Genomic DNA, 13,360 nt, shown 5'->3' with positions numbered 1-13,360 from the left:
AACAGTTGGCATGTGTTGTAGGCCGTTCGTGCTGCGCCAAGTAGAAGCATGAAGTGTCTACAACACTTTCACCGGCTTTGTGAAGTCTCAAACTACCCTTCACCCTGTCGACAGGCTCAGGGCGAACGGTAGTTTGAGGCACCTAGCCACTCTTCTTACGATAAAAGCTTCCAATGACTAAGATTTATTAATCCGCCGAATCAATCTTCCAAATATAAATAAAATGGACACTAACAAAGTTGAAATAGACGACCTTACTTTTTCCGTTGAACAAATAACTAAACCGGTCAATTTTAAGGATGTTCGACAAATCACAGCAGCCGATGCATTTGAAAGATCATCGATTGAGCTTAATGACTTTGCTCATATGATAGTCGATAACTTTGACAAGACAGATAGTGTAAGTTGCTGTTTTATTAGACTGTCAAGCGATGGCAACAAGACTGTCCGGTTTAGCTTCAATGGTTCATACCAGCTTGAAACTTGTGCCGGGGGCGGTTGGCTGTTCAAGCCGACTGAGGCGGGCGCTGAAGCCTACTGGATTCCGCTTTTGCCAATGGTGCGGAGTTTTGATCCTCAAGGACGAATACTTTCAGAAAAACCCGCTAACCTACTAGGTTTTGATGCATCGCTTCAAACGCTTTCGATCGATATTGCGATACCTGAAAACTTACATTTAGATTGCACGATTTGGCGGTTTAGTGGAGAGGAATCCAAGTTGCTCGGGGAACTTGAAAACCTTTACGTATTGGAGAAACAACCGGTCTTTTTGTTTAGTTCGCATTCAAAATATCAACAACCGGCTGATTTGTACAAGCATCTTATTCATGGGCATGTCTACGAAAATCAATTTAATTGGAGCCACAAAAGAAAGATCTGTTCGGAGCTCGACGCTTATTCGCTCTATCTGGCGCTTGCCGGATTGGAACTTGCGACGAATAAAAAAATTTATGGGTTGTTGAAACGGCAAATCGTGTATTCGGTGATAGCCCGGCAAGCCGAAGACGGCGGCTGGCATCATGGCGAGTGGACGGATTTGATGGAGTCCCATTTCCGTTTGCATTGCGGCGGGATGCTTCTACTTGAAGCGGCTTTAGATAACGAACCCGATAACCTGATTCGAACTGCCCTAGAAAAAGCGGCTGCCTTTATCGCTAAACATACCGACAATACTCAATTAGGAATTTGGTTTTTACATGATGCTCTCGAACAGAGTACCGAATTGATGAATAAAAGCGGATCCCGATGGATTCCAAGTACTTTCCTCGGAAAGTCGCCGACCAACAAAATGATCTTGAATACGCATCTCGATACCATTGTTGCGATGGATCGATACCGGGAATGTACCGGCGACCAACAATATAACGATATAGTAACTTCGGCTTGCAAGACTGCCGAGGCTGTTCTCAATTTGAAACCGGCAGAATGGTTGTACCGTCCATTGTTCAAAACAATCGGATTGACTTTATTGCCGGAGCAAGAAGCCAAAAATTTGCCGCTACCTATGCGAGCGATTAAACGTTTGACATGGAAGCATCTGATACCCAAGCTTCATATCATAAAGCGCAGATATCCTAGATTCGTTATGCCTGGAGGGATTATTGAAAGGCATTTATCGCCCATTCATTTTAACGTGCGCTATCAAAGTGTCAACATCATGGATTTGACGAGGTATTTAAGACGTTTTCCATCTCAACAACTACAAGGGATATTAGATGAAGCAATAAAAGCGATTGCGAACACCAGTTTCTTAGAATACCTGGCGGAATCCAAGTCACGTCAAGATGCATTAGCGTTCTGGGCTGAAGCGCTTTATCATCTTTGCATGCTTCATTCGGAGCCCATTTATCGTCATTATTTAGCTGAAGCTATTATTTATCTTGACAAAACCGGTCAAGGTTTGCCGCCTTCGCTGCTAGGAGCCAATCCAGAGGTTGTTCAAAAAGTACACTCGATTCCTTGTCTATTACCAAGCAAATCTGTCCTTCGAGCGGTAAATTTAAGCCGTGTTGATCACAAAGAATTCTTGCTGATTAATACTAGTAAACATGATTCCGTAAAATTAACATGGGAAAATAACAAAAATGATGGGCTGAAATGGTTCAATGCCGATGAGCAAATAATGTCGGGGTATAACTCCTCTCCCAGTATCGTTCCACAAAGTTGGATCTGGGGTAGAGAAATCTAATTAATGTGGTTTACTGGGCTATCGAAGATAGATTTCGTCGCGAATAGTTTCCAAATAAGCCCGCCCCCATTTTTGATCCGGCTCAAGATGATTTCCTTCCGCCCATTCATTCCAGGCTTTTACGAAAACGATTTTTTCTTCATGCTTACGATCTTCAACTCTTGAAAGAGCATCATTAAGGTGTTTTCGAAATAATTCTGGAGTGGAATTATGAAAAACGAGACCGCGCATGCCTGAGCGTGGTGTATTGTCCCAATTAGGCAGAACCAAGGGGTAATCGGGCCAATCCACAACGTTGTTTCTAAGCAAAATGGGCATGATTTCTTCATAATCCCAGATGGTCAATTCGTGGCGATTACCCTGTAATGCCAGTTTCAGCTTTGTCAGCAGATAACGATTAGGGATGCGCCCGTCGCGCCGAGGAAGGACTTGCATAACCGAAGCATCCAATCCGCGCAGCCTTGGGTCCCATTTTTGATTACGATGTGAGACGCCAATCAAATAAAGTCCGGGCAACCCGTTCTTGACTGCCCGTTCTCGCCAAAAGACGGTTAAGTCATGAACATTCGGAATGTCGTCAGGTTTGTAAATGACAAATATCGGTTTACCGTCGATGGTCAAATAACGCCGGTCGTTGAAAGCTTGAAGCAACCAATCGAAATGTTCGGCATGATCGTCCCAACCGGGATAGGTTTGTTCGATGAGTACTTTATCGGTTCCTTGCCAGGCGGTGTTCCAACTGTGATTGGCCCAGCATAGACAAAAAGGAAAATCCGGTTCGCCGCTGGCAAGAATCTCATTAAACGGGCGCTCCAGCATGCGCCTGCCATCGCCTAACCAATAGTGGTAATAACAAAACCCTTCTATGCCGTATTCCTTGGCTAATTCCGCTTGCGCATGGCGCGCTTCGGGCAGTCGAAGATCGTAGAAACCCAAATCAGCTGGGACGTGCGGTTGGTAGTGACCTGAAAAAAGCTGTTGTGCCTTGGCCACGTTGGTCCATTCGGTGAATCCTTTGCCCCACCATTCATCGTTTTCGGGAGTGGGATGAAATTGAGGCAAATGAAAGGCGATGAGTCGGGCACGCTTATTCAAAAATTACTCCTAAGGATTATGGGCTGATAATAACTTCTCAATTGTAAGGGCGAATGAATTCGCCCCTACAAGAGACATTCGCAAATCGGAAAGTTAATTTTGGCGAAATCCTAACAGATATTTCGCTATTAACATTATGTTACGCCGCGATGACGCCATGCCTATATAAATCCGGCTGATTATAGCGAAACAGGCTTTGGGTTTCGAAATCGTAAAGGTCTTTCCCTAATTCTCTCAAAATGGCGTTCAAGCCGGCGTGTTGCCATTCCGGCAACGAGTCGGCGATAAAAAGCTTGCTCGTTTCACCTTGAATGATCGACCGGAACGCGGACGCGATATTCTCAATAGTCGGAATTTGGTCAAGTTGCAGTTTAGGATGGGCAACATTTAAAGTTTTCTTTAATTCCTCTAGGCTTTTGTTTTGCCGGTTTAGTAAAACAAATCGGCTTTCTTCGGATTTACTGACAGATGCTTCGAATTTTCGGCATTCGCCATTATTTTGTTTGAAATAGACGCCTTTGCCCCTTTTGCCGTAAAAAGAAGTATTCGACATCGGAAAGTGGATAACGCCATAAACGGGGGTGCCGTCCTGAATCAGCGCAATGCTGAGACAGAAATCGTCGCTGCCGTTTAAAAACGGGTCGGTGCCGATTAGGGGGTCTATTAACCAAACATAATTCCACGACTTTCTATCCGAATAAGGCTGATGTTCGTTGAACAGCACGGGAATGTTGGGCGTCAATTTCGATAATCTTTCAATAATAGTTTGACGAGCCTTATCGATTGCATTTGCAACGATTTTGTCTCGATCGCCATGAATCAATTTAACCAGCATTGCTCGGAGACTATTTTTAGTTGACGAAGACAACCTAGCGATCTTTCCACGGGCATTCACTAATTCAGCGCCGGCGGCGCCGGCTATCGAGAACAGCTCGTCCATCGCTATCCATTGAATTTGAGTGACGTTCGATTTGGGAAACGGCAAATCCGGGATAGGTTTGTTCAAAAACGAACATAATTTATCCCAACCTTCACCCGCGGATATGTCGATAACCAGTAAATCGTCCGGGCGATTCTTGAAATAATCCAAAGCTTCATTAACGAAACGCTGATAACCCGTAGTAAATTTTTCTTCATCAAAAAATGGGGAATCGTAAATATCGTTGAATAAATGGTTCGTCGCGTCGTCTCGTTTTTCCGTGGCGCGTTGATTGAATTGTTTTTTGCATGAGATTAGCCAAGGGTTAAGTTCGCGCACAGTCAAAATGAATTTCGCATTCGGATAACGCGCGTCCAGCTCCCGGTAAAAACTAGGAATCGGCGTATCGGTAAAAGCATCGTATTCATCGATGATGGAGAGGTCAACCGAGGATTCAAGGTCTCCGGATGAGTAATGGGTGACGCCAAGGTTGTCTTTAGTCCGAAATCCGAGTATCTCCAACGCGGCGGCTAGGCTTGTAGTTCCGGTTTTGGATAGGCCGATACAAAAAATTTTTGTAGATTTAGCGGTCATGACTCTATGTTTCCTGTATCAATTGAATGCATTTATATGGCCTAGGATTGAAAAACGTGAATGAATTTTCTCCAAAAGGATTCACTTTCGCCCGATGCGCCTTTAATAATGAATGAATTGCGGTTTAAGCGTTGTGAATTTTTGGCAACATATCGCTCGGTGATCATCAAAACATCAATGTGACGGTCTTTGTTTTTTTCTACAGTTTCAATGAAGCGAGCCGGCTTTAAGAATTCTTGGTAGTAACGAATTACGTTTTGTCGTAATGACCGGATTTGTTCGCGATCCATATCCAATACCAATTTAACTTTTTCGACCAGATCGGCCTTGTCGGAAAACGCAATGCAATTTTTAAAATGCTCAAGCTTGGGATGAAACCATTCAGGATAATTCGTTACAGGAATTGCGCCAACGGACATGGCTTCTATGATGTTATGACACATTGGCATAATAATGCCAGGAGGTGCCAGAAAAAAATCGCTTTTGGCAAGATAGTCCAGCCAATACCGATCATCGATCCAGGTCATACTCGTATCGATAATGACGCAGTTTTGGGAGTAGGGACCGGAAAATAGCGTTTCGGCGGATTGACTATCTTTGAGATGTAGCAAATTGTTTGGTAAAGACTCGAGAATGGTATTGATGACTTCCAGGCGGGGTAATTTGGGTTCAGGATAATTAACATGAGATTTATTGTAACCTTTCATGTCCCCTGAAAAGAACAGCCTAATCTTTTTCGGTGATTCACGAAGTGCATCTAATTTTAGTTGTTTATCGGGACTCGTATGGATCGGGTGAACAGGGTAGGGAAATAAAATAGGTCTGTTAAACCGGAATGATGAAAAAATATCAAATCGGACTCTAATGGTTTTTAGCCACGGTTGTTTTAGAGTTTGTTTGTCGGCGTGGTCGTATAAAAAGATAGCGTCTGTTGTGTTGCCCGGAATATCGTCAATTACTGATAAATTATCGAATTCGAAAATACGATCGCCATGTAAGCCTAATGACTTATGTTCAGGGTTACAAACGAATTGAATCGGATAGTCAGCTTGAGAAAAAGTATTCAATAAAGAAAACAATATTCTTCCTTTTTCACTGAGTATTTCGCTGCCGATAAATTTAACTATAATAATTGGTTGTTTCACTTTTATTTATTATTAATTATTTTAATATAAATGAGTAGATAACATAATAAACTAATTAAAGTCTTTCCAGGGAGCCCTGGTCTCAAAAAGGCTTTCAAGCAAACGAACATCGTTCATATAATAATCAGCCAGTAATTTACGTACTTTAGGGGTCAATTGGTATTCGTCTTTTTGTTTTCTAACATTTCCTTCCGTTCGTAGCCAAAACACGATCGCATCAATATTAACTTTTTTTAAAAATATATGAAATATCTTGTTTCTCTTTAGTGATGTTAAAAATTTTCTAATACGTATTTCTAAACCGGGTATTATTGCGACACCGGAAGTATTGTATTTTTTTGAGACATTTTCCGGAATAAAGTTACTATCAACTCCTAAAAATGAATAAATATCTTTAATAAATGATGTGGAATCGTTTTGCATCTCTTCCATAAATGCAATTTTTATTTGATAATTTTCAAACCAGTTTAGATAGTTACTCAAGATGCGACCATATTCCCCAAAAAAAATATAATCCGTATTATGATCTATTTCTTCATCAGATATAAAACCCTTAGTAATTTCTATATTAACGCATTCTTCAAAAGTACGGCTTTCCACACCTCTACGGACAGCCATTAGGTAATGTGAATAAGCTCTGTCAATTGGGTTTCTCAATAATGCAATAAGTTTAACATTTGGAAAAAAAGAGTAGATTCTTTCTGGAACAAAACTATACATCATATAATGGGTCGAGGCTTCGCCATTGACATGGCTAGGATCAGCATTTTGGAAATATCGGTTTATATACCAGTCTTTACCTTTTGAAAAAAGATTATCATTGTTAAAAAACATCACCTCCTTTTCCGGTGGCATGAAAATACTTGGATGCGCAGTCAAATATTTGAAAAGGGAAGTCGTGCCTGATTTTTGTGCGCCAATTATTAGAAAGTCCAATTGTATAGCCTCTTAAAACAAAGCATTAACATAATCAATTAATTTTTGATTAGCTGGTTTACACTTACATGAGAATTATTGTAATTTTCATGTCGCGGTGTTGAAGTGTTGAATTTCCAGTTAGCCGGTATATCCACGACTCCTAATGTCGCCATCTGTGTTACTGGTATATTTTCTGAGCGTACCGGAAATACTTTCAAGGTTTCGCCATAAAAAATGGGTCTTCGGAATTGGTCAAAGACGCCTATTCGAACGGCAAATACACCCGGTGTTAACGGTACGCGCTCTATATTGCAATCGATGATATTTTTTCCTTGAAATAGGTTCGATGCGTGTTTTAAGTGCGCCGTGCCCATCGAGGCGATGTAGATAAAGTCAGTAGTATGGAATCCGTATATGATTTCAACATTTTCAATATTATCATTGGCATTGAAATGGCAGCGAATAGTAGCGGGTTTTCCTGTGACGAGTTCCTGAGTTTCATTTCCGTTGTCGTCGAGTAGCTCTATTTTTTCTAAATTGACTTCCCCGGACATACGGATATTTTGTTTTGTATTATGGCCTTGGGTAGCTTGTGTTACTATTTTTTGGTTGCTTTGCTCGTAAAAGGCTTCACACACATCCGAGGGTAAACCGTCCGCTATTATTTTGCCGTGGTCTATCAGACATACTCTGCTACACATGCGAGCAACTTGCCTGATGTTGTGGCTGACTAATAATACCGTGCGGCCTTGACGCTTGATGAGGTTTTCCATGCGATCGAAGCATTTTCGTTGGAATGCTAAGTCTCCAACGGCAAGTACCTCATCGACAATCAAGACGTCGGCATCAATGCTGGTTGCGATAGAAAATGCAAGTTTGATTTTCATGCCCGAACTGTAGCGTTTCATCGGCGTATCGATAAACTGTTCGAGCTCGGAAAAATCGATGATCTCATCGAGTTTTTGTTTAATAATTTTTTTAGGCATGCCAAGGATCGCGCCATTTAGGAAAATATTTTCCCTTCCGGTGAGTTCCGGATTGATCCCGGCGCCAACTTCAATCAAAGGTGCAACAGTGCCTCGGACAATGACTTTGCCTTTGGTGGGTTTGCTGATATTGGCGAGGTGTTTTAGTAAAGTACTCTTCCCGGCTCCGTTATGGCCGATGATGCCGAGTACTTCTCCTTCTTCAACCGTAAAACTGACATCGTCCAAAGCTTTAAAGCGTTCTCTTTTATGTACGGGCCGAAAGGTCAGTCGCCTCATTGCGTTTAAAGCGGTCTCTTTAAGGCTAGTTATATGACCGAGTTGATATTCTTTGGTGAGATGATTGACTTCGATAATGGGCATGTCGGAATGAGTTGTTATAAATTTTACAAAGTCGGTTGATATAGGGAAATCATATTGGTTTATTTATATTACGTCCGCAAACCAATTTTCCGCGCGTTTAAAATACAGGTAACTGAAGGGAAGAAGGGTAAACGTTAAAATGATACCTGGGAGTAATGGTTCAAAATCAGGTGGCAATCCCTTGAGCATGACTCGTTGAAAACTATCGATAATTCCAGCCAAAGGGTTAAGCGTATAGAGTGTATAAAGGTTTTCAGACCACTGCCCGGCGGCTTGTTCCACAATCAATTTTTTGTGAACTAGACTCAGCGGATAGATAACGGGGGAGCAATACATTAATAAAGACAGCGCAACAGGGAGTGCTTGAGCGACATCCCGATAATATACATTTAGGGCAGCCCCAAAAAAACTAATCGTAAGTCCGACGATCATCGTGTAAAAGACAATAGCAGGGACCCATAAGGCGTAAACTGTAGGCGCCATTTTGTAATAAAACATCAAGCCAGCAAGAATCACAAAGCTGATCATGAGTTCCACTAATTTTGTGAACATGGCCGTTAATGGGAAGACTTCGCGCGGGAAATATATTTTTTTTATTAACGCGGAATTAGATGTAACGCTATTTATGCCTTCCGCAGCCGATTCTTGAAAAAATATCCATGGCAGTAATGCTGCAAAAGTCAATACAGGGTAGGGGATATCGCCGGTCTCAATACCGACAAAGCTTCTGACTAAAGTAAAGATTAGCATCATTAAAAGCGGTTTTAACACTGCCCATAAGATTCCTAAATAAGCTTGTTTATACCGAATGACAATGTTTTTCCAAGCCAGTGCGGTAATCAGTTCACGGTAGTGGAATAGGTTATTTGTTGATGCTTTCATATACACAGCTGATTAGTCTTGTCAGGTTGTTTGCTATTTTTTATGTAGAAAAATATAGGATTAGGTTTATAGGTTTCTAAAAAGCTAACTTAATACAAAAAAATTAATTTGCGTCTTTTAGTTTTGCAAGGTGATTCTTTAATTTTTGAGAGTTTGGCGACATTTTGATACCTTTTTGAAGTATCGCAATAGCGTCATCATTTTTGTTAAGGCGTTGATATATCTTGCTTAGCTCTATATAAGGTGAGCTTGTGTTAGGCTTTAAATTTATACTTTTTATGAAGTCCATTTCGGCTAATTTAGTTTTTCCTAATTCTGAATATATTTTTCCGCGTTCGTAATATAGTTTTGGATTTAATGCAAAATCTCTAGGTGCATTATTGAAAACATATTCATAAGTGCTTAATGTCTCCTTTAAGCAAGAATTCCTTTTTGGCTTAGAAATTATTTTTACACAATTCATTTGCTGGACGAGACCTGAGCAATAATGATTGATCCAAGTGTAACCTTTGCCAAGTTTTTTTTTCCATTTTTCTCTCTGGACTGGATCTCTTGTCAATTGTGCCTGACAATAGGGAGGAATTATTTTTAGTTGGGCTTCAGTAGGATCAGTAATTTTACCGTATGCGCCGGAAATCGAAAATAAATAGAAAAAAAATAAAGTATAATAGTTTTTTATAAAAAAAGTCATAATCAAAATGCTATTAATGTAGTGATTAAGATAATTAATTCTAAGTTATAGCGCTTGAATCCTTGGAAAGTATATAGCAAACTTTTTATTAATGTTTCGCTTTTCGATTTCTCCAAGGGCGGATGATATGCTTGGAAAGCGTTTCACGAATTATAAAAGGTAGGAAATTATGCTTAAAAAAATAATTTTTACCTAAGTCAAATAATTCGAAATTGATAATATCAATATTATTTATATTGGCTACCCGGGCTTTTTTTATTATCGAATATAGGTGCAAGTTATCTAGATTATTTTCAATAAATGTTTTTGGTTTTTTAGCTGAGATAAAAACACCTGGTGTTATTTTATTATTTATGACCCGAGTGTCTTTTTCAATACACATAATTTCAAAATCTCTGAATATTTCTTCCATGTCTGACACTTCATATCTCCAAAAATCGAACGGCGCATAATGGAAAGGAAAGCCAAGCGATCGTGTTGTTATAATAACCACTCCTTCTTCACGAAGTAAATTTTTGAATACATGGATTAATTTTCTCCAATCCCTGATGTGCTCCATTAATTCAGTAGCTATAACGACATCGCAACTTTCGGGGCCCAGTTTATCTAAAAGATCTAGTGCGTCGCATATTAAATCTACCCCAGGAGCTTCTTGAATATCAACACCTATGTACGATTTTGGGTTGAGTGATAAACAGTACGGTCTCATTGAGCCGCCATCAGCGCTAGCTCCAACTTCAACAATATCTTTTTGTTCTATTAAATCTCGGTTGAGTTGTCTTTCACCGAAAGAAAAGCAATCGATATGCCCCATTATTTTACCTCTACAACTAAATGAAATTTAATAAATATACAAATGCTAAACTGTAACTATCTGTGCTAACTCGCTAGAGAATCTATAACCTTTCTTGCAAGCTTCGGATAAATTAACTTGTGGAATCTATTTTCCCCTACAAAATGTAAAAAGGTTGCCTGTTCCGCTAAGTGGGCATTATTTTGTGTAAATACAAAATAATTATCAATTGCTAAAGGTTCTGCGTCATTTCCGCAGAGGATGAGCCCATGGATTGTTTGTTCCGATCCCCATTTATAAATTTTATCAGAAAATTTTCTATGCAAATTTTCTAAAAGTTTTTTTAACTCTTCGAAGTTTATATCATTAGAATTATAGCCAATAAATCCTGCACAAAAACCTTGCCGTATTCTATAGTTTTTAGATAATTCATGATTAATATTATCTAATTGCTGAATTATTAATGTCTGTATATGTTCTGAACCAGTGGCTTGGGTTTTATTTATATTTTTAACTGCTCTCATGTTTCCTTTAGGAGCTAAATGATACCAAGGTTTTCCGCCATTTTTAGCCCAATCAATAATGAAATCAGGTCGTTTAAGGAACAATGTATCCGTGTCTAAAAGAATAATCCGATCGCTTTTACTTCGAAATGCAGGGTCAAAGAGTTTTAAATAACTTGTATAACTGCTTCTGACTTTTGATAAAAACGGATCGTTCATTTTTTCATCAAAATATATATCTGCTTCATTTCTTTTTAGGATTACAACTTGATCGATATGTTTTTCTATAATTGCGATATCATTTGGAGTTAGTGATCCGTCGTCATGTACATAAACTGCGACATCTGAATAGAATCTTAGGAAAGACTTGATTGCCAATAAAAATGCATTCAAATAGCGATGCGGGACAATAGTATGAATGCTAGTCGATGCAGTTGGGTTTACCGTAATAGGTGGGGTATTTTGAATTGACCGAAACAGAATATAGTCGCCATACGTACTGAGAAATGGATCAATGCCTCTCAGGCTCCAAGGAATAAAATTATTAAACATAGTTGATCCGTTTTCCAATTAAAAGTATATAATAATATGGTATTTTTATATTAAATAATAGTTGTTGGATACGTTAAGTAAATTTTTTTCTATTATGAGAAATATTTAATGCTATTCATTTTTGTAGAATGTTTCTTGAGTGCGTCTTTTAATAGCAGAAATTAAGTTAATACAGGACTGTTTTATTCCAGGATTAATTAGTTTATTTAAATAAATAAGATATGCTTCTGGTGGTATATGGTCGTTGATTTGTTTTTTTAAATTGAGGTCTTTGATTCTTTCTTTCTTTACATAAAGAAGAGTATTTTGTCGATAGTGTAGTGGGATATTTTGATCATCCCAAACATTTTTCCGAATTATGTCTAGTCCTATATATCCATAATTTTCAAAAATCGAAATCCAATAATTCGGCCATTGCTCGTTTACGTGCCCTAATCCACCTTGATAAGGAATAGCGGCTGAAAATAAAACGAAATCCGATAAGTTAGTTAGTAAGTTGACAAAGGCATGAGCAGAATTTTCAGGTAAATGTTCCGCTACTTCAAGAGAAATCGCTAGGTCGAATGTACTAGGTATTTTTATGTTGATATCTTTACTTAAATCGTGTTCTATAAATTCATTTTCGGAAACTTGTAAGTAATTTTTGTTAACCCAGCTTCCATCGACACCGCAAACCTTTGTGGCTCCTTTTTGCTTCATAACATATAGCCATGTACCTACACCGCAGCCCAGGTCAATCGCTGAATTGAAATTGGGTAACAAGGTTTGGACATGGGACAGTATAGTTTCCGCTGCATACAATGTAATTTGATGCCTATTTTCATAAAATCCATCTTTGTATAGATTCATGCGTATTCCTTAATAAAATTTGTTTTTGTCTGTTCTAGTCATGCTATTCGGTTTTTTAATTCTTATTAATTGTTTTTAAACCAAGTGACTCGTTCTTTTAGGTCCATGTTTTTCAATAATCCGTTTGCCAATAATTGTTCCAAGCGACGTTCATGACCGGCTTGCCTGTCCTTGACTTGATAAAGGTTACCCTTGCTTTCTTGAATGGTTCCGAATTTTTCGCCGCTTTCCAGTTTGTTGAAAAGTTCGCAAAATGCCTGAGTGCTGCTTTTTACCGCTCGCCAGAACAGCTCGAGTTCGGTATCGGTTTCTTTGACTTCGGGGCTAACGTGGGCAATCAATTTGCCGGTATCGATGCCGGCATTGATGTAATGGATCGTGCAGCCGACTTTTTCCGGCTCATGGTTGTAAAGCGCCCAGAATGTGCAGTCGGCGCCCCGGTATTCGGGTGAAAGTCCGCCGTGTAGGTTGATAATGCCGAGCCTTCCTTTTTCCAGTAACGGCCCTTTGATCAAGGATGTGCCGAATACGGCGATCACATCGGGTTCATGTTGGTCGACAATGGACAGCACTTGTTCGTCGTTGATGTAAGGTACTTCAATGCGCAATTCCGCTCGGTCTAGTTTGGGCTCATTTTCGCCGAAATAGTATTTGGCTTCCGGGTTGCCTCTGTAGCGCTTACGGTCGCGTAGCCAGCGCGAGACTTTTTGCCAAAGTTTTTTAGGGTCTTTGAGCAGTTTAAATATTTTGCCGATAAATTGATGGCTGCCCGTTTCCTGAATGATCGCCTTCGGTTGGCAATGCCGGCAAAGTTCGTTCGCAAAGTAAATATGTCTCGGCGATTGTCCGCATAAGATGATCACTGAAAGATTGGACATTTCT

The 13,360-nt window shown here is 39.6% G+C and carries 12 protein-coding genes; 1 reads left to right on the top strand and 11 read right to left on the bottom strand.

Going from position 1 to position 13,360, the window contains the following annotated elements; all coding sequences use genetic code 11:
- Nucleotides 1-223 precede the first annotated feature (223 nt).
- Entirely contained in the window at nt 224-2,188 is a 1,965-nt protein-coding gene (locus tag ACINK7_RS13680; protein ID WP_404355960.1) for a hypothetical protein, read from the top strand.
- An 18-nt stretch (nt 2,189-2,206) separates the two neighbouring features.
- Here ACINK7_RS13680 and ACINK7_RS13675 read toward each other — a convergent pair whose 3' ends face one another.
- The 11 genes from ACINK7_RS13675 to ACINK7_RS13625 all read right to left on the bottom strand — a co-directional run bounded on the left by ACINK7_RS13675 (nt 2,207) and on the right by ACINK7_RS13625 (nt 13,356).
- On the bottom strand, nt 2,207-3,283 hold the full coding sequence (locus tag ACINK7_RS13675; protein WP_404355958.1) for a glycoside hydrolase family 99-like domain-containing protein: 1,077 nt from the start codon (nt 3,281-3,283) through the stop codon (nt 2,207-2,209).
- Nucleotides 3,284-3,422: 139 nt separating this feature from the next.
- Entirely contained in the window at nt 3,423-4,796 is a 1,374-nt protein-coding gene (locus ACINK7_RS13670) for an inositol monophosphatase family protein (RefSeq protein ID WP_404355956.1), read from the bottom strand.
- Between the two features lie 41 nt (nt 4,797-4,837).
- Nucleotides 4,838-5,941, bottom strand: coding sequence for a glycosyltransferase (locus ACINK7_RS13665; protein ID WP_404355954.1), 1,104 nt, complete (start codon nt 5,939-5,941; stop codon nt 4,838-4,840).
- 51 nt (nt 5,942-5,992) lie between these two features.
- The gene (locus ACINK7_RS13660; RefSeq protein ID WP_404355952.1) at nt 5,993-6,877 is read right to left on the bottom strand and encodes a sulfotransferase family protein; all 885 of its coding nucleotides are present in this window, start codon (nt 6,875-6,877) and stop codon (nt 5,993-5,995) included.
- 38 nt (nt 6,878-6,915) lie between these two features.
- Complete coding sequence (locus tag ACINK7_RS13655) at nt 6,916-8,208, bottom strand: ABC transporter ATP-binding protein (RefSeq protein WP_404355950.1); 1,293 nt, start codon at nt 8,206-8,208, stop codon at nt 6,916-6,918.
- A gap of 63 nt (nt 8,209-8,271) precedes the next feature.
- Nucleotides 8,272-9,090: an ABC transporter permease gene (locus ACINK7_RS13650; protein ID WP_404355949.1), complete on the bottom strand. Its 819-nt coding sequence runs from the start codon at nt 9,088-9,090 to the stop codon at nt 8,272-8,274.
- Between the two features lie 103 nt (nt 9,091-9,193).
- Nucleotides 9,194-9,781 (bottom strand): tetratricopeptide repeat protein, encoded by a 588-nt coding sequence (locus tag ACINK7_RS13645; RefSeq protein ID WP_404355948.1) that lies wholly within the window; start codon nt 9,779-9,781, stop codon nt 9,194-9,196.
- 88 nt (nt 9,782-9,869) lie between these two features.
- Nucleotides 9,870-10,595 (bottom strand): class I SAM-dependent methyltransferase, encoded by a 726-nt coding sequence (locus tag ACINK7_RS13640; RefSeq protein ID WP_404355947.1) that lies wholly within the window; start codon nt 10,593-10,595, stop codon nt 9,870-9,872.
- A 65-nt stretch (nt 10,596-10,660) separates the two neighbouring features.
- Nucleotides 10,661-11,629 (bottom strand): hypothetical protein, encoded by a 969-nt coding sequence (locus ACINK7_RS13635; protein ID WP_404355945.1) that lies wholly within the window; start codon nt 11,627-11,629, stop codon nt 10,661-10,663.
- A gap of 111 nt (nt 11,630-11,740) precedes the next feature.
- Nucleotides 11,741-12,478, bottom strand: a complete 738-nt coding sequence (locus tag ACINK7_RS13630; protein WP_404355943.1) for a methyltransferase domain-containing protein — start codon at nt 12,476-12,478, stop codon at nt 11,741-11,743.
- Nucleotides 12,479-12,543: 65 nt separating this feature from the next.
- Nucleotides 12,544-13,356 carry a formyl transferase gene (locus tag ACINK7_RS13625; RefSeq protein ID WP_404355941.1) on the bottom strand — a complete coding sequence of 271 codons (813 nt, stop codon included), beginning with the start codon at nt 13,354-13,356 and terminating at the stop codon, nt 12,544-12,546.
- Between the last annotated feature and the right edge of the window lie 4 nt (nt 13,357-13,360).

Source organism: Methylotuvimicrobium sp. KM1 (assembly GCF_044788715.1).
Lineage (GTDB): Bacteria > Pseudomonadota > Gammaproteobacteria > Methylococcales > Methylomonadaceae > Methylotuvimicrobium.
Note: the sequence above shows the minus strand (reverse complement) of the source record. Positions and strands in the feature narration are given on the sequence as shown.

Bases quoted from the DNA above. Each gene is read 5' to 3' on its own strand.
- ACINK7_RS13680 (WP_404355960.1), top strand. From the start codon at position 224: ATGGACACTAACAAAGTTGAAATAGACGACCTTACTTTTTCCGTTGAA.
- ACINK7_RS13670 (WP_404355956.1), bottom strand. From the start codon at position 4,796: ATGACCGCTAAATCTACAAAAATTTTTTGTATCGGCCTATCCAAAACC.
- ACINK7_RS13655 (WP_404355950.1), bottom strand. From the start codon at position 8,208: ATGCCCATTATCGAAGTCAATCATCTCACCAAAGAATATCAACTCGGT.
- ACINK7_RS13650 (WP_404355949.1), bottom strand. From the start codon at position 9,090: ATGAAAGCATCAACAAATAACCTATTCCACTACCGTGAACTGATTACC.
- ACINK7_RS13645 (WP_404355948.1), bottom strand. From the start codon at position 9,781: ATGACTTTTTTTATAAAAAACTATTATACTTTATTTTTTTTCTATTTA.
- ACINK7_RS13640 (WP_404355947.1), bottom strand. From the start codon at position 10,595: ATGGGGCATATCGATTGCTTTTCTTTCGGTGAAAGACAACTCAACCGA.
- ACINK7_RS13635 (WP_404355945.1), bottom strand. From the start codon at position 11,629: ATGTTTAATAATTTTATTCCTTGGAGCCTGAGAGGCATTGATCCATTT.
- ACINK7_RS13630 (WP_404355943.1), bottom strand. From the start codon at position 12,478: ATGAATCTATACAAAGATGGATTTTATGAAAATAGGCATCAAATTACA.
- ACINK7_RS13625 (WP_404355941.1), bottom strand. From the start codon at position 13,356: ATGTCCAATCTTTCAGTGATCATCTTATGCGGACAATCGCCGAGACAT.